This is a genomic window from Brevundimonas sp. VNH65 (assembly GCF_049445955.1).
In the GTDB taxonomy this organism is placed as follows: domain Bacteria; phylum Pseudomonadota; class Alphaproteobacteria; order Caulobacterales; family Caulobacteraceae; genus Brevundimonas.
The window spans coordinates 229,343-248,738 of the sequence record NZ_JBMSDX010000004.1 but is presented as its reverse complement, the minus strand read 5'-3'; the positions used below and the strand labels follow the sequence as shown (position 1 = coordinate 248,738).

Here is a 19,396-nt window from a genome sequence, read left to right as displayed (position 1 = left end):
GCGAGCCCGCCGCATGTCCAACCCCCGCGACCCTTCCGCCGCCGGACTGGCCGGCTATGGATGTCTGGCCGCGCTGGTCCTAATGATCGTGCCTGTCGCCAGCTTCGCCGTGATCTTCCTGTGGAACGTGAACGCCCAACCGTGACCGATCCGAGCGACGGCGTCCCGCCGCCGTCCGATCCGTCCGCGCCGACCCTGGACGCCGCCTATCCCCGCATCGGCACGCCGCGGCCGCAGGCGGCCCCGCCTCCTGAGGATCCGACGCTGCCGCGTCCCCGGCGCCGCAAGGGCCGCCCCCTGCTGGTTCTCGCCCTGCTGATCGTCCTATTCCCGGTCGTCTCGGTCCTGACCACAGCCCTGATCCCGCCGCCGGTGACGATCCTGATGCTGCAGCGCCTGGCCGCCGGCGACGGCCTCGACTACCGCTGGCGCTCGCTGAACCGCATCTCGCCGCATCTCGTGGCCTCGGCCATCGCCGCCGAGGACGCGCGCTTCTGCTCCCATCGCGGCTTCGACATGGAGGCAATCCAGAAGGCGCTGGACCACAACGACGCCGGCGGAAGGGTGCGCGGCGGGTCGACCATCAGCCAGCAAACGGCGAAGAACGTCTTCCTCTGGCCGCAACGGAGCTGGGTGCGGAAGGGGCTGGAGGCCGGCTACACCGTCCTGATCGAGACGATCTGGGGCAAGCGCCGGATCATGGAGGTCTATCTGAACGTCGCCGAGATGGGTCCCGGCGTCTACGGGGCCGAGGCCGCCGCGCGCCACTGGTTCGGCGTCTCGGCCGCCGACCTGACGCCGCAGCAGGCGGCCCGTCTCGCCGCCATCCTGCCCAGCCCGCGTCGCTACAAGGCTGCTCCCCCAGGCCCCTACGTCCGCCGTCGCGCCGCCCGCGTTCAGGCCAACGCCCGGATCGTCCGCAACCAGGGACTGGCGACCTGCGTGACCGGCTAACCATCGGCCTGTCCGCTCTTGACCTTCTCCGTCACCGGGTCTCCCATCCGCGCCTGTTCGGAGAAAGAGTTCCATGAAGCGCACCCTCATCGCCGCCTGTTCGCTGGTCGCCCTGACGACCGCCGCATCTCTGGGCCTCGCGGCCTGCGCCACGACGGAAGCGGCCGACACCGCCGCGACGGCGCCCGCCGCCCCTGCGGGGCAGGCCTCCACGATCGAACACCCCGCCACGGCCGAGGGCGCCGCCGCCTTCATCGCTGAGGCCGAAACCACCCTGACCGAGCTTCTGGAACGCGCCGCGCGCATCCAGTGGACGCGCGCCACCAACATCACCTTCGACACCATATGGCTGGAGGCCAAGGTCAACGCCGAGGTCACCGAGACCCAGGTGCGGCTGGCCAATGAGGCCGCCCGATTCAACGACGTTCAGGTTCCGGCCGACGTCCGCCGCAAGCTGAACCTACTCAAGCTGGCCATCGTCCTGCCCGCCCCGACCCGTCCGGGCGCGGCGACCGAGCTGGCCGACATCACGACGCGGCTGGATTCGACCTACGCCACCGGCAAGTTCGACTTCAAGGGCAAGACCATCACCCTGGACGAGGCGACGCAGCTGATCGCCGAGAGCCGCGACCCCGCAGAGACCAAGGCGCTGTACGAAGGCTGGCGCACCGTCTCGCCGGGCATGAAGGCCGACTATGCGCGCATGGTCGAGATCGCCAACGAGGGCAGCCGCGAACTGGGCTTTGACGACACCGGCGCCCTGTGGCGCTCCGGCTATGACATGGCGCCCGACGCCTTCGCCGCCGAAACCGACCGGCTGTGGGAACAGGTCAAGCCGTTCTATGAACAGCTGCACTGCTATGTGCGCGGTCGGCTGAATGAGAAATACGGCGACGCGGTCCAGCCCGCGACGGGGCCGATCCGCGCCGACCTGCTCGGCAATATGTGGTCCCAGCAGTGGGGCAACATCTATGACGTCGTCGCGCCGCAGACCGGCGGCGCCTCCAGCTACGACCTGACCGACCTGCTGGTCTCTGCGGGTTACGACGCCGAGAAGATGGTCCGGACCGGCGAGGGCTTCTATACCTCCATGGGCATCGCCGCCCTGCCCCAGACCTTCTGGGAGCGGTCGATGATCACCCGCCCGCGCGACCGGGAGGTGGTGTGTCACGCCTCGGCCTGGGACCTCGACAATCTGGACGACATCCGCATCAAGATGTGCACACAGGTGAACGGCGACGACTTCTACACCGTCCACCACGAGCTGGGGCACAACGTCTATCAGCGCGCCTACAAGGGACAGTCGATCCTGTTCCGCAACGGGGCCAACGACGGCTTCCACGAGGCGATCGGCGACTTCGTCGGCCTGTCGGCCCTGACGCCCACCTATCTGAACCAGATCGGCCTGCTGAAGAGCACGCCGGGCGCCGAGGAGGACATTCCCTTCCTGCTCAAGATGGCGCTGGACAAGATCGCGTTCCTGCCCTTCGGCCTGATGGTGGATCGCTGGCGCTGGGACGTCTTCAGCGGCGAGACGGCGCCGGACGGCTATAACGCGGCCTGGACCGCAGACATGCTGAAATACCAGGGTCTGGTTCCGCCGGGGCCGCGCCCGGCCGACGCCTTCGATCCGGGCGCCAAATACCATGTGCCCGGCAACACGCCCTACACCCGCTACTTCCTGGCCCACATCTACCAGTTCCAGTTCCACCGCGCGGCCTGCAAGCAGGCGGGCTGGACCGGGCCGCTGCACAAGTGTTCGGTCTATGGGAACACCGAGGTCGGCCGACGCTTCAACGCCATGATGGAGATGGGCCAGTCCAAGCCCTGGCCCGAGGCGATGCAGGCCTTCACCGGCGAGAGCCGCAACGACGCCTCCGCCGTAGCCGACTACTTCGCGCCGCTGAACGCCTGGCTGACCGAACAGAACCGCGGCAAGCCCTGCGGCTGGTGATCCGCCGTTATCCTGGGGTTAACCGCGTGGCTTGGCCACGCCGTTAACCCCGACGACCTAGTCTCGGCCCGTTCGATGATGCGCGCGGTCTCCCGCGCGATGTGGGAGCGAACGACCGAAGATGTGGATTCGGCCAGACTTTTTCGGCGTAAGCAGAGGCTCCGCGCGTGCGGCCTTGAAGGCGTTCGCGCGGCGCTTCGCCATGTCCCGTCGCGGAAATGTGGCGATGATCTTCGCCGTGGCCATGCCGGTTCTGGTCATGGTGACCATGGGCGGGGTGGACATCAGCCGCGCCGCCACCGTCAAGGCCAGCCTGCAGGACGCGCTGGACGCCGCCGCCCTGGCCGCCGCCCGCTCCTCCGCCACGACCACGGAAGAGATCAACGCCATCGGCAACCGCGTCCTGAACGCCAACATGCAGCGGTTCCCGGACGCCACGCTCCAGACCGCCACCTTCACCCTGGATGAATCCCAGACGGTCGTCGCCAGCGCGACGGTGAATGTAAAGACCCTGGTCGCCGGAATCGTCCTGCCCTCGACCGGCCGGTTGTTCAACGACTACATCCCGGTCGGCTCCACCTCGGAAGTGACCCGATCGGCCAAGAACCTCGAAGTCGCCATGGTGCTCGACGTCACGGGGTCTATGGACGGGGACGACATCGCCTCGCTGAAGACGGCGGCTGAAGGCATGATCGATGCGGTCGTCAAGGATCAGCAGACGCCCTACACCTCGCGCGTCGCCATCGTGCCCTATTCGATGGGCGTCAACCTCGGCGCGGCGGCAGTGAACGCCCGCGGCGCCACGACCGACGGCAAGGCGGTCGCCAGCGCCTCCAAATCCTGCACCTCGTCCTGGAGCAGCACCACCTGCACCGTGACCCTGACCGCCAATGGTCATGGGTTCGCGGTTGGCGACCGCTTCGTCCTCGACAGCGCGCCCAGCGGGTCCAGTTCGCTGAACACGCCCGAGAACTCCAGCTATCGCGTGACCGAGCGCACGACCAACACGCTGAAGTTCACCCTCAACCGCAATCCCAGCACCAGCGTGACCGGCGGCCGACTGCACTGCGTCACGGCAGGCTGCGGCTATTTCCGGTTTTCCAACATGGCCGGCGGGATCTCGGTTCAGAAGATCAGCACCTGTGTGACCGAACGCACCGGCGGTCAGGCCTATACCGACGCCTCGCCGACCACCTATCCCGTGGGCCGAAACTATCCGATGTGGGGCTCCGACAACGCCTGCCCCTCGACCGAAATCATGCCCTTGAGCAGTGATCGCGCGACCCTGAAATCGCGGATCAGCGACCTGACCGCCGTGGGATCGACCGCGGGCCATATCGGCACGGCGTGGGGCTGGTACGCCCTGTCCCCCAGCTTCAACGGCCTGTGGAACAGCTCGGCCGCCGCCAACGCCTACAACACCGCCGAGACGGTCAAGGTCGTGGTCCTGATGACGGACGGCGAGTTCAACACCCCCTACAGCTCGGGCGTCATCGCCGGTGACGCCCTGAGCGGCTCGGGCGCCAACGAGAACAAGATCGCCCAGTACGCCACCAACGGCGCCTCGGCGTCCCAGGCGTCCCAGCTCTGCACGGCGATGAAGGCCAAGGGCATCACGGTCTACACCGTCGCCTTTTCCGTCGCCGCCGACAGCGGCGCCGCCACCCTGCTGAACGGGTGCGCCAGCAACGCCGACAAGGCCTTCGTGGCTTCGAGCGGGACCCAGCTGGTCGCCGCCTTCCAGGCTATCGGCCGCGACATCACCCAGCTTCGCATCAGCAAATGATTTGCTGCGCTACGCTCGCGACCTGAGCGCGACACGTCAGATCAACCGGATTTCACGCAGCCGTTCGGTCAGGAAATCCTCGGCCATGATCGCGCGATCGGCATAGCGGTCCGGACTGTCCGGGGTGATCGTGGACGGCAGGGTCTCGATCACGAAGTCCGGGTTGAAGTGAAGGAAGAACGGCGTCGAATAGCGGGCGAAGCCGCGCCGCTCGGGCGCCGGATTGACCACGCGGTGCGTCGTCGACGGCAGATAGTGGTTGGTCAGCCGCTGCAGCATGTCGCCGATGTTGACCACCAGGGCGCCCGGCGGCGGGGCGATGTCCAGCCATTCGCCGTCCGCGTCCTTCAATTGCAGCCCCGCCTCCTCGGCGCCCAGCAGCAGGGTGATGACGTTGATGTCCTCGTGCGCCCCGGCGCGCACGCCCGGCGCATCGGCCAGCACCGGCGGATAGTGCAGCAGGCGCAGCACGCTGTTGCCCAGTTGGACCTTGTCCTCGAAATAGCCGTCCGGCAGCCGCAGATAACGGGCGATGGCCCGCAACAGCCTGGCGCCCAGCTGGTCCAGGGCCTCGAACATCCCGTAGACATGCGACCGGAAGCCTTCGATCTCCGTCGGCCACAGGTTGTCGCGCATGTATTTGCGGTAGGGATGGCCTTCCGGCAGCTCGCGCCCCGTGTGCCAGAATTCCTTCAGGTCTACGGCCTTGGCGTCCTTGGCCGCCTCGACCCCGAACGGCGTCAGCCCCCGCGCGCCGCCCGTGCCGGGCACGTGATACTGACGCTTCGTCTCTTCAGGCAGGGCGAAGAAGGCCTTGGCGTCGGCGATCGCTGCGTCGATCGTCGGCTGGTCCAGTCCATGATCGGAGATCACCGCAAAGCCGTAGCGACGGAACGAGGTGCCCAAGGCGTCGCTGAACGCCTGGAAGTCGGCGTCATAGCCGGTCATCGAAACAGGGACGACGCCGCGCTTTTCGGCATCTGGAAGGGGGGCGCTCAATTTCGGCATCCTGAGGTGAACGGTTCGGAGTGAACCCATACGCCCTAAAGCCGGAAATTGGCAGATCGGCGCCCGGCGGGCCGCCGCCGTTCATCTGGGCGTCAGACAGGAACCTTCACTATAAGGGGGCGTTCCCGCGAGGGTCCGTCCGCCTCGAAGGCGTCAAACAGAGGAATCCCCCATGCGTCCCCATTCACTGATCACCGTCGGCGCCGTCGCCGCCCTGCTCGGCGCCACCGCCTGCACCACCGCCGATCCCTACAGCTCGACGCCCCGCCGCAACAACACCGCCACCGGCGCGATCGCCGGCGCCCTGGGCGGCGCGGTGCTCGGCTATCTGACCAACACCTCCAACGGCGAACAGGGCCGCAAGAACGCCCTCATCGGCGCCGGCATCGGCGCCCTGGGCGGCGCGGCGGTCGGCCAGTATATGGATCGCCAGCAGCGCGCGCTGGAAGCCGAACTGTCCGGCACCGGCGTCGGCGTTGCGCGCCAGGGCGACAATTTGGTGCTGCGGATGCCGTCCGACGTCACCTTCGCCACCAACCAGTCCAGCATTGACCCGCGCTTCGACGCCACCCTGGCCGACGTGGCGGGCGTGCTGCGTCAGTACGACCAGTCGATCGTCGACGTCGTCGGCCACACCGACTCCTCGGGCGGCGACGCGATCAATCAGCCCCTGTCCGAGCGTCGCGCCGTTTCCGTCGCCGACTCCCTGATCCGCAACGGGGTGCAGCGCGAGCGCCTCTATGTCGCCGGCGTCAGCTCGCGCAATCCGGTTGCGTCCAACGACACGCCGGCCGGTCGGGCCCAGAACCGCCGGGTCGAAATCCTGATCCGTCCGTTCACCGGCTGATCCGGCGCAGGCGCAAGGCCGCAGGAAAACGGGGCGGCGGAGGTGGGGGCCTCCGCCGCTCTTCGTTTGCGGGCGGAAAGGTCCGCCGACCGCTTGCCTGGCGTCCACGATCGTGCAGAACTGGCCGAACCGGGTTCGCGAAGAGCCCGGCGGGATGTGTGGTGATGCTCGCCGACGATGACGAAGATCCAGACCGGAGCGCCGCCGGTCTGATGCAGGGACTCGGCCTCGCCGCCGTGGCGCTGGTCTGCGCGGCGATGTCCGCCACCCTGGTCATCGGCCTCGGATCGTTGTTTCTCGACACGCGACCCGCAGCGACGCCGTCCGTCCCCGATGTCACGCTGACCCTCGCCGGCGGCTGAGGCCCGATCGCCGCAGGGCCCCGGCTGCTCCCGGTCCATGAAGTCTTGTCGCGTCGCCGCATTCGGCGAACCGTTCGCGACGCCGGCACTTTCACCTGGCGTCTTCAGACCGGCTCTCCGGACAATGAAACGCCGGCGCGGGGTTGGCCCGGCCGGCGTTTGAGTTGGTGTGCGTTCGGGGGAGGGTTGGTCCCTCCCCCTGGCGCTTTGTGTCTTAGAAGTTGATGTCGATGGTGGCGCGACGGTTGAGGGGTTCGCGCACGCCGTCGGCGGTCGGACGGGCGAGTTGGGTCTCGCCCTTGCCGTCGAGGGAGATGACGCCGCCGTTGACGCCTTGGGCGACCAGGGCGTCGGCCACCGTGCGGGCGCGACGGTTGGACAGGCCGACGTTGTAGGCGGCCGAACCCGAGGTGTCGGCGTGACCGACGACCAGCACGCGGGTCGGTTGACCGGTGCGGGCGTAGGCGGCGGCCTGGTTGATGATGGAGGAGGCCTCAGCCGTCAGGTTGGAGCGATCCCAGTCGAAATAGACCACGAACTGACGCGCGGCGGGCTTGGCCGGCGGCGGCGGCGGGGTCGGACGGACCGGCGGCGGAGGCGGCGGGGGAGGCGGCGGCGGGGGCGGCGGCGGCGGGGGCGGAGGCGGCGGAGGCGGCTCGGCGCCGAACGCATAGCGCAGGCCCAGGGTCACGGTGTGGCTCTGGTCGTAGTCGCCCTCGAAGACGCCCTGGTTGTAGGCGGCCAGACCGGCGAAGCTGTTGAACGAGGCGTCGCCCGTCAGATAGCGGTAGGTCAGGTCGATGTTGGCGCGGTCGCCGACGGCCCAGGCCAGACCGGCGATCGCCTGGGCGGCGAACTCGGTGGAGGAGTCGTCGATGCCGAAGCCGACCAGACGGTTGTGACGCAGGGTGCCGACGATGTCGCTGTTGACGCGGTTGACGCCGACGCCCAGGCCGACGAACGGACGCAGGGCCCAGCTCTCGTCGCCGAAGTCATAGATGACATTGGCCATCAGGGTGGTGGAGGTGATGTCGCCGTCCGGGGAGTGGCAGGCGCCCGTGGCCGGGGTCACGTTGCAGATGCCGGCGGCGCCGCTGACGGCGCGGACCGTGGCCACGTCGCCCGAGCGGTAGCCGCCCTCGAGCTCGACGCGCCAGTTCGGGTTGAACCGGTAGCCCAGACGCGCGAACGCCGCCCAGCCGTCGTTGACGTCGAAGTTCCAGTTGTTGCCGGTGATCTGCGATTCCGCGTTGATCGGGTCCGACATGTGGTGATAGCCGGCGTCAACCGCGCCATACCAACCGTCCGGCTCCGCCGACGCCGCACCGGCCGACAGAGCGAGCGCAGCCGCCGCGCTGGAGGCCAGGATGAAAGTCTTGATACGCATGGGTAGCGAGCCCTCCGCAAGCGAAAATGAAGATGCGGCGGTCTCACCGCCTCACAGTCCCTTACCAGCGTTGCCTTGGCGGGTCGAGGCGCAAAGACGCCCCGTCCTGCCGGGTTGCCGGAGGACCGTGGCGTTGAAGCTACACGACAAAATCGGCTCTGACCAGCGAAGGGACGCCCGATCAGGCGCGGATCGGACCGGGATTGGCCGTGACAGGGACGACCGCGACGGCTATCAGCCCGCCCGTCATGGAAGAGATCGAACGTCAGTCCGAGGAACGCGGGTGGGAAACGGCCAGGACCCTGGCCGAGGCCCTGCCCTATATACAGGTCTATGACCGCGAGACCGTGGTCATCAAATACGGCGGCCACGCCATGGGCGAGACGGCCGTGGCCAAGCAGTTCGCCGCCGATGTCGTGCTGCTGAAGCTGATGGGGGTGAATCCGGTGGTGGTCCACGGCGGCGGACCCCAGATCAGCGCCATGCTGGACAAGGCCGGGGTGAAATCCAACTTCGTCGACGGTCTGCGGGTCACGGACACGGCCACGATGCAGGTGGCCGAAATGGTCCTGTCCGGCGCGGTGAACAAGGAGATCGCCCACTGGATCACCATGGCCGGCAAGGAGGCCGACGTGCGCGGCGTGGGCCTGTCGGGCAAGGACGCGGGCCTGCTGACGGTGGAGAAGACCAAACGCACCCGGCGTGACCCCGACAGCATGATCGAACATGAAGTCGATCTCGGCTTCGTCGGCGAACCGACGCGCGTCGATCCCAAGCTGATCGCGGGGCTGATCGCCTCGGAGACCGAGGACTGGGTGCCGGTCATCGCCCCGATCGGCGTGGCCGAGGACGGCCAGACCTACAACGTCAACGCCGACACCGTGGCCGGGGCCGTCGCCGGGGCGCTGGACGCCAAGCGCATGCTGCTGCTGACGGACGTGCCGGGGGTCAAGGGCGCCGACGGGGAGATCATCCGCCAGATGACGCTGGACGACGCCCAGGGGCTGATCGACGCCGGGGTCGCCACCGGGGGCATGATCCCCAAGCTGGAGACCGCCATGGCGGCCGTCCGCGCCGGGGTCGAGGCCGTGGTCATCCTGGACGGCCGCCGTCCGCACGCCATGCTGGTGGAGCTGTTCACCGAGCACGGCGCCGGCACTCTGGTGAAGGCGTGAGCCGGAACCTTCAGGGAGCGAAGGCGTCTTGACCGACCTGTCGCGGACCGCCGTCTGGGTGTTCGACATGGACGACACCCTCTACCCCCGCGAGCAGGGGCTGATGGCGCTCGTCCAGGGGCGGATCAACGCCTATGTCGTCGAGGCCGTGGGCCTGGCGCCCGAGGAGGCCAAGGTGCTGCAACGCCAGTTCCTGGACGAACACGGCACGACCCTGGCCGGGCTGATGGCCAACTACACCATCAATCCCGAGGATTTCCTGGAAGTGGTCCACGACGTCCCGCTGGACGGCGTCGAACCCAACCCTCGCCTGGCCGAGCAGCTCATGCGCCTGCCCGGCCGCCGGTTCGTCTTCACCAATGGCGCGCGCGGCTATGCGCATCGCGTGCTGGAGCGGATCGGAATCGCCGCCTGTTTTGACGGCGTCTTCGCCATCGAGGACGGCGACCTGACGCCCAAGCCGGCGCCCTCGGCCTATCGCCGGATGATCAACCGCTTCGACTTCGAGCCGCGCCAGGCCGTGATGTTCGAGGACACGCCGCGCAATCTGGAGGCCGCCAAGGCCCTGGGCATGGCGACCGTCCTGATCGGCGACGGACACGGCAAGCCGATCGGCGACCACGTCGATCATATCGCTCCCGATCTGCTCGATTTCCTGACCGATCTGACCTTCAAGGACGCAGCCGCATGACCGACCTGTCGCATCTGGAATCCGTCGTCGAGGCCGCCTGGGAGGACCGGGCGAACGTCTCCGCCGCCACCCACGGCGACGTCCGCCACGCCGTCGAGACCGCCCTGGCCCTGCTGGATTCCGGTCAGGCGCGCGTGGCCTCGCGCGGCGCCGACGGCGTGTGGACCACGCACCAGTGGCTGAAGAAGGCGGTGCTGCTGTCCTTCCGCCTGAACGACAACCAGATCCTGCGCGCCGGCGATCGCGGCCCGACCTCGCACGCGCCGGGGATCGGCCCCTTCTGGGACAAGGTGCCCAACAAGTTCGGCGACTGGACGGCGGCCGACTATCAGGCGGCGGGCTTCCGTTCGGTGCCGGGCGCGATCGTGCGTCAGGGCGCGTTTGTGGCGAAGAACGTCGTGCTGATGCCCAGCTTCGTGAACATCGGCGCCTATGTCGACGAGGGTTCGATGGTCGACGCCTGGGCCACGGTCGGCTCCTGCGCCCAGATCGGCAAGAACGTGCACCTGTCGGGCGGCGCCGGCATCGGCGGGGTGCTGGAGCCGCTGCAGGCCAATCCGACGATCATCGAGGACGGCTGTTTCATCGGCGCCCGCGCCGAGGTGGCCGAGGGCGTCATCGTGCGTGAAGGCGCCGTCCTGGCCATGGGCGTCTATCTGTCGGGCTCGACCAAGATCGTCGACCGGGCCACCGGCGAGGTCTTCCGGGGCGAAGTCCCGGCCTGGAGCGTCGTCGTGCCGGGCAGCCTGCCGGACCCGAACGGCGGCCCGTCGCTGTACTGCGCCGTCATCGTCAAGCGCGTGGATGCGCAGACCCGGGCCAAGACCGGGGTGAACGAGCTGTTGCGGGACTGAAAGGTGAGTAATGGAGAGTGAGTCGTGAGTAGAGGCGGCGTCACCGCCTCCGCCCGCCCGCTCTTCACCATTCACGACTCACTTTTCACTCTTCACCTGATCATCCGCGCTCCACGCACATCGCCACGCCCATGCCGCCGCCGATGCACAGGGTGGCGAGGCCCTTCTTCGCGCCCGAGCGCTTCATCTCGTGCAGCAGGGTGGTCAGGATGCGGGCGCCCGAGGCCCCGATGGGGTGGCCGATGGCGATGGCGCCGCCGTTGACGTTGACCTTGGCCGGGTCGAGGCCCAGTTCCTGGAGGACGCACAGGGATTGCGCCGCGAAGGCCTCGTTGGACTCGACCAGATCCAGATCGGCGACGGTCCAGCCCGCCTTTTCCAGCGCCTTCTTCGACGCCGGGATCGGGCCCGTGCCCATGACCGCCGGATCGACACCGGCCGTAGCGGCCGACGCGATGCGGGCCAGGGGCTCCAGCCCGCGCGCCTTCGCCTCGTCCGCCGACATCAGCACCAGGGCGGCGGCTCCGTCGTTCAGGCCCGAGGCGTTGGCCGCCGTCACCGATCCGGTCTTCACGAAGGCCGGCTTCAGCTTCTCCATGGCCTCCAGCGTCGCCCCGTGCCGGATGTATTCGTCCTGATCGACAACGACGTCGCCCTTGCGGGTGGCGATGGTCACCGGGGCGATCTCGTCGGCGAACCTGCCGGCCTTCTGGGCCGCCTCGGCCTTGTTCTGGCTGGCGACGGCGAAGCGGTCCTGGTCCTCGCGGGTGATGGAGAAGGCTTCGGCGATGTTCTCGGCCGTCTGGCCCATGTGATAGCCGTTGAAGGCGTCCCACAATCCGTCCCGGATCATGGTGTCGATCAGGCTCAGGTCGCCCATCTTCTGCCCGGCGCGAAGCTGCTGGGCGTGCGGCGCCTGACTCATCGATTCCTGTCCGCCGGCGATCACGATCCGGGCGTCGCCCAGGGCGATCTGCTGCGCGGCGATCGCCACCGCGCGCAGGCCCGAGCCGCAGATCTGGTTCAGGCTCCAGGCCGGGGTCTCCTTGGGCAGGCCCGCGCCCATGGCGGCCTGACGCGCGGGCCCCTGTCCGGCGGCGGCCTGCAGCACATGACCCAGGACGACCTCGTCGACCTCGGCCGGGGCGACCGCCGCGCGCTCCAGCGCCGCCTTGATGGCGACCGAGCCCAGCTCGGCCGCCGACAGCGGCGCCAGCGCCCCCAGGAACGATCCGACCGGCGTGCGTGCGGCGGAAACGATGACGACCTCGACCATGGACTTCACTCCCTGACAATCTTCTTGTGCGCTGCAACATAAGCCGGGCGAGGGCGCCGGGGCAAGGATTCACGGAATTCTCACCGCTCTGGGTTGAAATGCGGGAACGGACGGCCTCGGCCGTCGCTGAACGACAGGTTGGACCAGAAGGGTCGGCGCCGCGTCGGCGCCTCCGGAAAGGAGTGGGTGTCCATGCGTCTGGCGAAACTCTGGGACCGCATCCGCACGGCGGACGCCCTCGACATGATCGAACACTATCAGACCCGGGCCGAGCGGCTGGCGGATCTGTGGGTGCATCTGACCGGCCTGTCGCTGGCGGCGACGGGCGGGGTGATCATGGCCTTTCTGGCGGCGATCCATGGCGGCGTCGGCGCGGCCCTGGCCGCCGCCGTCTATGCGGTCTGTCTGATCGCCATGCTTGCGGCGTCGACGGTCTATAACTGCACCCGCCCTTCTCCGGCGCGGCCGGTGCTGCGCCGGCTGGACGAGGCGGCCATCTTCCTGATGATCGCCGGCAGCTACACCCCCTTCACGACCCAGAGATTCGAGGGCGGCTGGTCCCTGGGCTTCACCGCCCTGGTCTGGACCATCGCCCTGGCCGGAGTGGCGACCAAGATGGTGGCGCCGCGCCTGTCCGACCGGTTCTGGAGCGTCGTCTACGTCCTGTTCGGCTGGCTGGCGGTGGCGGCGATGAAGCCGATGCTGGAGACCGTGCACGCCCCGGCCCTGATCCTGCTGGCGGCGGGCGGGCTGATCTACACCGCCGGGGTCTTCGTCTTCATCCGGCCGTCGCTGCGTTTCCGTCGCGCCATCTGGCACGGCTTCGTGATCGCCGGGGCGGGCCTGCACTGGGCGGCCGTGCTGCTGGGCGTGGTGCTGGTCCCGGCCGTCGCCTGATCTTGCATCGCCACAAGGCGCTGGCGGTTCGCGCCGCAGTGCGGAATACTGGCCGAAACTATGGGAGCAACGTCCTTGGCCGACGATAAATCGCGCAACGCCTCGCCCGGCGCCGGAAAGGCGAAGGACGACGAGGTCGTCGTCATCAAGAAATACGCCAACCGCCGCCTCTACAACACGGCCACCAGCGCCTACGTCACCCTGGACGACCTGGCGCGGATGGTGCGTGAAGGCACGGACTTCCTGGTCTATGACGCCCGCACCAATGAGGACCTGACCCGTCAGATCCTGACCCAGATCATCTTCGAGGAGGAAAGCCGGGGCGAGGCCCTGCTGCCGGTTCAATTCCTGCGTCAGCTGATCGGCTTCTACGGCAACCAGATGCAGGGCGTCCTGCCCAGCTATCTGGAGCTTTCGCTCGAGAACTTCTCCCGCCAGCAGGACCAGTTCCGCAGCCAGATGAGCCGCGCCTTCGGGACCGGCCCCGGCGCCAATCTGATGGAGGAGGCGGTCAAGCAGAACATGGCCATGTTCGAGCGGGCCATGAAGATGTTCCCCGGCTTCGGCTATGCGGCGACCGAGGCGACGCCCGCCGCGCCGCCGCCGCCCGCGCCCGAAGCTGCCCCCGCCAAGCCGCCGGCCGAGGCCCTGGCCGAGATGAAGGCCCAGATGGACGAGATGCGCGCCCAGATCGAGCGGCTGGCCGGGTCCGGCGGGACCAAGGGCGGGGCGTGACCCGACCGGTCGGCCCCGTCGGATCGTCCGGCGCGTCCGGCCTGACGCCGGGCGTCCCGAGCGCGCGCGACGACGAGCGCCGCCTGGGCGACCGCCGCTCCGGCGATCGTCGCGGCCCCTCGCGACGCAAGGCGGCCGCCGAAGCCGACAAGGCCGAGCCCGGCCGTGATCTCGTCCCGGTCGGCGACCGCATGGACCATGACACGACGGCGCGCCGCGAACCGCGCCCCGCCGACCCGACCCAGGCCGACGCCGCCTTCGCCGCCCAGATGATGGGGCAGCAGGGGCAGAAGCGCGGTCTGCGCGGCGGCGCCCCCGTGCTGGACGCGGCCCGCACGACCTATCTGAAGGCGGAATATGTGGGCGAGAAGGACCGCCGTCCGGCGGCCGGATCGGTGAAGAAGACCGATCTCTGACCCGTCGTTCCGGCGCGGCACGGCCCTTGCACGCCGGGAAGGATTCGCCGCTCCGGATCCCGCCCGATGACCCTCGCCTTCCGCATTTTCGACGTCCTGGCCGTCGCCCTGGTGTTCGCCCTCTTCCTGTGACGGACTGACCCCTCCCGGAAAGCGCTGCGGTCCCCTATCTGGATCGCATGACCGATCTGTCTCCCCGCGAAATCGTCTCCGAACTGGACCGTTTCATCGTCGGCCAGGACGACGCCAAGCGCGCCGTCGCCGTGGCCCTGCGCAACCGCTGGCGGCGCAAGCGCGCGCCTGAGGACCTGCGTCCCGAGATCACGCCCAAGAATATCCTGATGATCGGCCCCACCGGCGTCGGCAAGACCGAGATCGCGCGCCGCCTGGCCCGGCTGGCCGGCTCGCCCTTCCTCAAGGTCGAGGCGACCAAGTTCACCGAGGTCGGCTATGTCGGCCGCGACGTCGATCAGATCCTGCGTGACCTGGTCGAGGCCGCCATCGTCATGGTCCGCGACCAGAAACGCTCGGGCGTCCGCGCCCAGGCCGAGGCCGCCGCCGAGAACCGCATCCTCGACGCCCTGGTCGGGCCGGGCTCGCAACCCGCCACCCGCGACAGCTTCCGCAAGAAGCTGCGCGCCGGCGAACTGGACGACAAGGAGATCGAGGTCCAGATGGCCGAGACCGGGCCGTCCCTGCCGGGCCTGGATCTGCCGGGCGGCAATGTCGGCCTGATCAACCTGTCCGAGATGCTGGGCAAGATGGGCGGCGGCCGGACGAAGTCCATCAGGACCACCGTCCGCGACGCCTGGACACCCCTGATCGCCGAGGAGGGCGACAAGCTTCTGGATCAGGACAGCCTGACCCGCGAGGCTGTCACCCTGGCCGAACAGGAAGGCATCGTCTTCATCGACGAGATCGACAAGGTCGCGGGCCGGCAGGACAAGGGGGGCGCGGACGTATCCCGCGAGGGCGTCCAGCGCGACCTCCTGCCCCTGATCGAGGGCACCACCGTCTCGACCAAATACGGGCCGGTGAAGTCCGACCATGTGCTGTTCATCGCCTCGGGCGCCTTCCATGTCGCCAAGCCCTCGGACCTGCTTCCCGAGCTTCAGGGCCGTCTGCCGATCCGCGTCGAGCTCAAGGCCCTGACCCGTGACGATTTCCGCCGCATCCTGACCGAGCCCGAGGCCAATCTCATCCGCCAGAACCAGGCGCTGCTGGCGGCCGAGAACGTCGAACTGGTCTTTACAGAGGACGCCGTCGACGCTCTGGCCGACGCCGCCGTCGCCGCCAATTCAGCGGTCGAGAACATCGGCGCCCGTCGCCTGGTCACCGTCATCGAGCGGGTGCTGGAGGAGGCCTCCTTCAAGGCCTCGGACCTGTCCGGCCAGACCCTGACCTTCGACGGCGACAAGGTCCGCGAAAAGATCGCCGACCTGGCCAGGAACGCGGATCTGAGCCGGTATATTCTCTGATCTCCTCCACACGCCGTCATCCTCGGGCTTGTCCCGAGGACCCATGGTTGAACCCGCATGAGCTGAGCCAATAATCGAAGGGCGGCTGCTTCACGGGGTGAATTGGGACTGCTTAAAAATGGGTCCTCGGGACAAGCCCGAGGATGACGGAAAGGGTTTGGCGGCGCGGCGAGTCTGACCCGGCTTCCAACGTCCGGGGGCAGGCCTGCAAAACGCCGCGATCCGTGCTATAAGGCGCGCCTTCCACACAGGATTTCCCGACCTTGAGCCACACGCTCGACCTCACGCGCGTTTCGCCGACGCCCGCCGAAAAGCCTCTCGTCAACCTCAGCGGGCTGACGCGCGAGGGCCTGCGTCAGGCGCTGATCGACGCCGGGGTCTGCCCGCCCGAAAAGGCGAAGATGCGCGCGTCGCAGGTCTGGGGCTGGATCCACCATCACGGCGTCACCGACTTCGCCACCATGAGCAATGTCGCCAGGGACATGCAGGCGAAGCTGGCCCAGCACTTCACCCTGGCCCGCCCCGAAATCGTCGAGCGCCAGGTGTCCAGGGACGGCACGCGCAAATGGCTGATCCGCACCGCGCCGGGCATCGAGATCGAGGCGGTCTATATCCCCGACGTGGGCCGCGCCGGGGCGCTGTGCGTCTCGTCGCAGGTCGGCTGCACCCTGAACTGCACCTTCTGCCACACCGGCACCCAGAAACTGGTCCGCAACCTGACCGCCGCCGAGATCGTGGCCCAGGTGCAGGTCGCCCGTGACGACCTCGGCGAATGGCCGTCCCCGAAAGAGGACCGCCGCCTGTCCAACATCGTCTTCATGGGCATGGGCGAACCCCTCTACAATCTGGACAATGTCGCCGACGCCATCGACATCATCTCGGACAACGAGGGCATCGCCCTGTCGCGGCGCCGGATCACGGTATCGACCTCAGGCGTCGTGCCTCAGCTCCAGGCCCTCGGCGAACGCACCCAGGCCATGCTGGCGATCAGCCTGCACGCCACCAACGATCCGCTGCGCGACGTCCTGGTGCCGCTGAACAAGAAGTACGACCTGGCCCAGCTGATGGCCGGCATCCGCGCCTATCCGGGCCTGTCCAACGCCCGCCGGGTGACCTTCGAATATGTCATGCTGAAGGGCGTCAACGACAGCCCGGCCGAAGCCCGCGCCCTGCTGAAGCTGATCGAGGGCATCCCGGCCAAGGTCAACCTGATCCCCTTCAACCCCTGGCCCGGCACCGACTATCAGTGCTCGGACTGGAAGACGATCGAGGTCTTCGCCGCCATCCTGAACAAGGCCGGCTACGCCAGCCCCATCCGCACCCCCCGCGGCCGCGACATCCTCGCCGCCTGCGGCCAGCTGAAGTCCGAGAGCGAAAAGGTCCGGGCGAGCGCGCTCAGGAAGGGGGAGCAGGCGGCAGGGGCTGAGGCCGCCTGAGCCGGCGAGCGCTGGGTCGGGCCCTGTTGGGGCGATGAAGGCCACCTCGTTGGGATGTGGTCCGTCAAAGGCGGCGTTCAGGCCGCCAGGATCAGTACCAATACGTATTCTGGACGGTTTGCGTATCATCGTTCAGGTTTTGGAAAGGCGCGGTGTGCATTCGTCGGGGAAATCCCGAGTGTGGCAATGTCCCGAAGCTCATCCCGCAGCCTTTTTCCCTACTGCATGTGGGGATTTGCACTGGTCGGCGTCGTCCTGATCAGCGTCGCGCCCGCCATCGCGGTGGCGGGCAAGCCTGATCAGCCGTTCGCCGCCGCCGCCGTGTTTCCACCGTGGTGGGACCGGGCCCGCGTCGAGGCGGCCGTGGTCGACTTTGGCGTCGTCACCGGCCACGGCCGGTTCGGCGCCGTGGTGAGCGTGACGGGCGGCGCGCAACTAGAGCAACAACTGAAGCAGGCTGGCGCCTGGGCCGTGCTGGACCCCCGGTTCGCCGGCTGCAACTCCAACGGAACCTGAAGATGATTTTCCAGACCCGGTCGCTGGCCGAACAACGCCGTTTCGGAGCCGTCGTGGTTCTGATCCTCGCATGGGCGTTGTGCATCAGCGCGGTCCTGTGGTCGCTGATGCTGCATGGCGCCGTCGTCGCCACCAGCACCGGAGCCCTCGCCCTGGCTCTGATCCAGACCGGCGTATGGCGCTTCGGTAAGGAAGGCGGGGGCGCGCGAACGCTGGCAGCGATCTTGCTCATGGCGCAGGTGTCGTTGCTCGTCGCAGCCCTTGACGGTCATGCCTGGCAGATCGATCTGCACATGGCCTATTTCGCCGCCCTCGCTGTGCTCATGATCCATTGCGACTGGCGCGTGATCCTCGTCGGCGCCGCCACCGTGGCCGTCCACCACCTTGTCCTGAGTTTTCTGCTGCCTGAAATGGTCTTTCCCGGCTCGGCGAGCCTGGGTCGAGTGCTGGTGCACGCCGTGATCCTGGTCGTTGAAGCCGGCGTTCTGGCCTGGAGCGCCGCCAGCGTAAACGCCATGTTCGACAGCACGGCGGCCAGCCAGAAGGTCGCCGAGGAATCCGCCCAGCAGGCCCGTTCAGCCGCCCAGGAAGCCGAGAGCACCCGTCACCAGGCCGACCAGCAGTCGCGCGCCGTCGCCGAACGCGATCGGGCCTCGGCCGAGGAACAGGCTGAAATCGTGCGCCAGACGGCCGCCGGCATGGCGGCACTGGCCGCGGGCGACCTCTCCTACCGGATTCCGGGCCGCTTCCCGGCGGCCTATCTGAAGCTGCAAGACGACTTCAACTCCGCCATGACCTCGCTGCAGCAGGCCATGTCCGAGATCGGGGCCAATGCCGACGGGATTGCCGGTGAAACCGCCGAGATCAGCCGCGCGGCTGACGACCTGTCGTCGCGCACCGAGCGCCAGGCCGCCATGCTGGAACAAACAGCCGCCGCCCTCGATGAGGCCGCCGCCTCCGTTCGCCTTGCGGCCGACGGGGCGGAACAGGCGTCGGGCGCCATGTCGCGCGCCCAGGCCGAGGCGGATCAGAGTCGCCCGGTTGTGAAGGAAGCCATGTCCGCTATGGACGAGATCGAGGCTTCGTCGGAACAGATCAACCAGATCATCGGCCTGATCGACGAAATCGCGTTTCAGACCAATCTGCTGGCGCTGAATGCAGGCGTCGAGGCGGCGCGTGCCGGCGACGCCGGCCGCGGCTTCGCCGTCGTGGCGTCCGAGGTCCGCGCCCTGGCCCAGCGCTCGGCGGAAGCGGCTCGGGACATCAAGGCGTTGATCTCCACCAGTCGCGACCAGGTGAAAAACGGTGTGGTTTTGGTCGGCCGCACCGGCGCCGCCCTGGGCGCGATCGCCGAACGCGTCACCGAGATCGGCAACTATGTGACCCAGATCACCGCCTCCGCACGCGAACAGGCGACCACGCTCCAGGAGATCAATCGAGCGGTCAACGACATGGACCAGACGACCCAGCAGAACGCCGCCATGGTCGAGCAATCCACCGCCGCCTGTGAAGCGCTCAATCAGGACGCGGGTCGCCTGGCGGCGCTTGTGGGACGTTTTAAGCTGACCGACCGCAACGCCGACGCCAACGCCTTCGCCATGGTCGCCTGACGTGCCGGAGGCGG

Annotated in this window: 19 protein-coding genes; 16 read left to right on the top strand and 3 right to left on the bottom strand. The window is 68.3% G+C overall.

Annotated elements, in window-relative coordinates:
• Positions 1–13: 13 nt before the first annotated feature.
• The 4 genes from ACO2Q1_RS09550 to ACO2Q1_RS09535 all read left to right on the top strand — a co-directional run bounded on the left by ACO2Q1_RS09550 (position 14) and on the right by ACO2Q1_RS09535 (position 4,694).
• A complete protein-coding gene (locus ACO2Q1_RS09550; RefSeq protein ID WP_423329269.1) occupies positions 14–145 on the top strand; it encodes a hypothetical protein in 132 nt (43 codons plus the stop codon).
• A gap of 119 nt (positions 146–264) precedes the next feature.
• On the top strand, positions 265–954 hold the full coding sequence (gene mtgA / locus ACO2Q1_RS09545) for a monofunctional biosynthetic peptidoglycan transglycosylase (RefSeq protein WP_423329299.1): 690 nt from the start codon (positions 265–267) through the stop codon (positions 952–954).
• A 73-nt stretch (positions 955–1,027) separates the two neighbouring features.
• Complete coding sequence (locus tag ACO2Q1_RS09540) at positions 1,028–2,908, top strand: M2 family metallopeptidase (protein ID WP_423329268.1); 1,881 nt, start codon at positions 1,028–1,030, stop codon at positions 2,906–2,908.
• A gap of 202 nt (positions 2,909–3,110) precedes the next feature.
• A complete protein-coding gene (locus ACO2Q1_RS09535) occupies positions 3,111–4,694 on the top strand; it encodes a pilus assembly protein TadG-related protein (protein WP_423329267.1) in 1,584 nt (527 codons plus the stop codon).
• A gap of 36 nt (positions 4,695–4,730) precedes the next feature.
• Here the strand turns inward: ACO2Q1_RS09535 and ACO2Q1_RS09530 are convergent, their stop codons facing one another.
• Positions 4,731–5,642, bottom strand: a complete 912-nt coding sequence (locus ACO2Q1_RS09530; protein ID WP_423329298.1) for an isopenicillin N synthase family dioxygenase — start codon at positions 5,640–5,642, stop codon at positions 4,731–4,733.
• Between the two features lie 232 nt (positions 5,643–5,874).
• On the opposite strand from ACO2Q1_RS09530, the gene ACO2Q1_RS09525 reads away from it, so the two are divergent.
• Together ACO2Q1_RS09525 and ACO2Q1_RS09520 are read left to right on the top strand one after the other, a co-directional pair.
• Positions 5,875–6,549 (top strand): OmpA family protein, encoded by a 675-nt coding sequence (locus ACO2Q1_RS09525; RefSeq protein ID WP_423329266.1) that lies wholly within the window; start codon positions 5,875–5,877, stop codon positions 6,547–6,549.
• 164 nt (positions 6,550–6,713) lie between these two features.
• Entirely contained in the window at positions 6,714–6,911 is a 198-nt protein-coding gene (locus tag ACO2Q1_RS09520; RefSeq protein ID WP_423329265.1) for a hypothetical protein, read from the top strand.
• Positions 6,912–7,125: 214 nt separating this feature from the next.
• Here the strand turns inward: ACO2Q1_RS09520 and ACO2Q1_RS09515 are convergent, their stop codons facing one another.
• Positions 7,126–8,292 (bottom strand): outer membrane beta-barrel protein, encoded by a 1,167-nt coding sequence (locus tag ACO2Q1_RS09515; protein ID WP_423329297.1) that lies wholly within the window; start codon positions 8,290–8,292, stop codon positions 7,126–7,128.
• 254 nt (positions 8,293–8,546) lie between these two features.
• Between ACO2Q1_RS09515 and argB the strand changes: the two genes are divergently transcribed.
• Genes argB through dapD form a run of 3 tightly spaced genes read left to right on the top strand, consistent with a single transcriptional unit; the run spans position 8,547 to position 11,018 of the window.
• Positions 8,547–9,473 (top strand): acetylglutamate kinase, encoded by a 927-nt coding sequence (gene argB, locus ACO2Q1_RS09510; RefSeq protein WP_423329296.1) that lies wholly within the window; start codon positions 8,547–8,549, stop codon positions 9,471–9,473.
• A gap of 28 nt (positions 9,474–9,501) precedes the next feature.
• On the top strand, positions 9,502–10,164 hold the full coding sequence (locus ACO2Q1_RS09505) for a pyrimidine 5'-nucleotidase (protein WP_423329264.1): 663 nt from the start codon (positions 9,502–9,504) through the stop codon (positions 10,162–10,164).
• Positions 10,161–11,018: a 2,3,4,5-tetrahydropyridine-2,6-dicarboxylate N-succinyltransferase gene (gene dapD / locus ACO2Q1_RS09500; RefSeq protein WP_423329263.1), complete on the top strand. Its 858-nt coding sequence runs from the start codon at positions 10,161–10,163 to the stop codon at positions 11,016–11,018. The genes ACO2Q1_RS09505 and dapD overlap by 4 nt, the downstream gene beginning before the upstream one ends.
• Positions 11,019–11,118: 100 nt before the next feature.
• Here dapD and ACO2Q1_RS09495 read toward each other — a convergent pair whose 3' ends face one another.
• Positions 11,119–12,294 (bottom strand): acetyl-CoA C-acetyltransferase, encoded by a 1,176-nt coding sequence (locus ACO2Q1_RS09495; RefSeq protein WP_423329262.1) that lies wholly within the window; start codon positions 12,292–12,294, stop codon positions 11,119–11,121.
• Positions 12,295–12,486: 192 nt separating this feature from the next.
• Here ACO2Q1_RS09495 and trhA point away from each other — a divergent pair, with 192 nt between their 5' ends.
• The 7 genes from trhA (at position 12,487) to ACO2Q1_RS09460 (ending at position 19,382) form a co-directional block, all read left to right on the top strand.
• Positions 12,487–13,191, top strand: a complete 705-nt coding sequence (gene trhA, locus ACO2Q1_RS09490) for a PAQR family membrane homeostasis protein TrhA (protein WP_423329261.1) — start codon at positions 12,487–12,489, stop codon at positions 13,189–13,191.
• 75 nt (positions 13,192–13,266) lie between these two features.
• Positions 13,267–13,926 (top strand): polyhydroxyalkanoate synthesis repressor PhaR, encoded by a 660-nt coding sequence (phaR, locus tag ACO2Q1_RS09485; protein WP_423329260.1) that lies wholly within the window; start codon positions 13,267–13,269, stop codon positions 13,924–13,926.
• Positions 13,923–14,342, top strand: a complete 420-nt coding sequence (locus tag ACO2Q1_RS09480; protein WP_423329259.1) for a hypothetical protein — start codon at positions 13,923–13,925, stop codon at positions 14,340–14,342. The genes phaR and ACO2Q1_RS09480 overlap by 4 nt, the downstream gene beginning before the upstream one ends.
• 179 nt (positions 14,343–14,521) lie before the next feature.
• Positions 14,522–15,820 (top strand): ATP-dependent protease ATPase subunit HslU, encoded by a 1,299-nt coding sequence (hslU, locus tag ACO2Q1_RS09475; protein ID WP_423329258.1) that lies wholly within the window; start codon positions 14,522–14,524, stop codon positions 15,818–15,820.
• 263 nt (positions 15,821–16,083) lie between these two features.
• Positions 16,084–17,256: a 23S rRNA (adenine(2503)-C(2))-methyltransferase RlmN gene (gene rlmN, locus ACO2Q1_RS09470; RefSeq protein ID WP_423329257.1), complete on the top strand. Its 1,173-nt coding sequence runs from the start codon at positions 16,084–16,086 to the stop codon at positions 17,254–17,256.
• 186 nt (positions 17,257–17,442) lie between these two features.
• Positions 17,443–17,772, top strand: coding sequence for a hypothetical protein (locus ACO2Q1_RS09465; protein WP_423329256.1), 330 nt, complete (start codon positions 17,443–17,445; stop codon positions 17,770–17,772).
• Between the two features lie 2 nt (positions 17,773–17,774).
• Complete coding sequence (locus ACO2Q1_RS09460) at positions 17,775–19,382, top strand: methyl-accepting chemotaxis protein (RefSeq protein ID WP_423329255.1); 1,608 nt, start codon at positions 17,775–17,777, stop codon at positions 19,380–19,382.
• The last annotated feature ends 14 nt before the right edge of the window (positions 19,383–19,396 follow it).

Bases quoted from the DNA above. Each gene is read 5' to 3' on its own strand.
- ACO2Q1_RS09550 (WP_423329269.1), top strand. From the start codon at position 14: ATGTCCAACCCCCGCGACCCTTCCGCCGCCGGACTGGCCGGCTATGGA.
- ACO2Q1_RS09540 (WP_423329268.1), top strand. From the start codon at position 1,028: ATGAAGCGCACCCTCATCGCCGCCTGTTCGCTGGTCGCCCTGACGACC.
- ACO2Q1_RS09535 (WP_423329267.1), top strand. From the start codon at position 3,111: ATGTCCCGTCGCGGAAATGTGGCGATGATCTTCGCCGTGGCCATGCCG.
- ACO2Q1_RS09530 (WP_423329298.1), bottom strand. From the start codon at position 5,642: ATGACCGGCTATGACGCCGACTTCCAGGCGTTCAGCGACGCCTTGGGC.
- ACO2Q1_RS09525 (WP_423329266.1), top strand. From the start codon at position 5,875: ATGCGTCCCCATTCACTGATCACCGTCGGCGCCGTCGCCGCCCTGCTC.
- ACO2Q1_RS09520 (WP_423329265.1), top strand. From the start codon at position 6,714: ATGCTCGCCGACGATGACGAAGATCCAGACCGGAGCGCCGCCGGTCTG.
- argB (WP_423329296.1), top strand. From the start codon at position 8,547: ATGGAAGAGATCGAACGTCAGTCCGAGGAACGCGGGTGGGAAACGGCC.
- dapD (WP_423329263.1), top strand. From the start codon at position 10,161: ATGACCGACCTGTCGCATCTGGAATCCGTCGTCGAGGCCGCCTGGGAG.
- ACO2Q1_RS09495 (WP_423329262.1), bottom strand. From the start codon at position 12,294: ATGGTCGAGGTCGTCATCGTTTCCGCCGCACGCACGCCGGTCGGATCG.
- trhA (WP_423329261.1), top strand. From the start codon at position 12,487: ATGCGTCTGGCGAAACTCTGGGACCGCATCCGCACGGCGGACGCCCTC.
- hslU (WP_423329258.1), top strand. From the start codon at position 14,522: ATGACCGATCTGTCTCCCCGCGAAATCGTCTCCGAACTGGACCGTTTC.
- ACO2Q1_RS09465 (WP_423329256.1), top strand. From the start codon at position 17,443: ATGTCCCGAAGCTCATCCCGCAGCCTTTTTCCCTACTGCATGTGGGGA.
- ACO2Q1_RS09460 (WP_423329255.1), top strand. From the start codon at position 17,775: ATGATTTTCCAGACCCGGTCGCTGGCCGAACAACGCCGTTTCGGAGCC.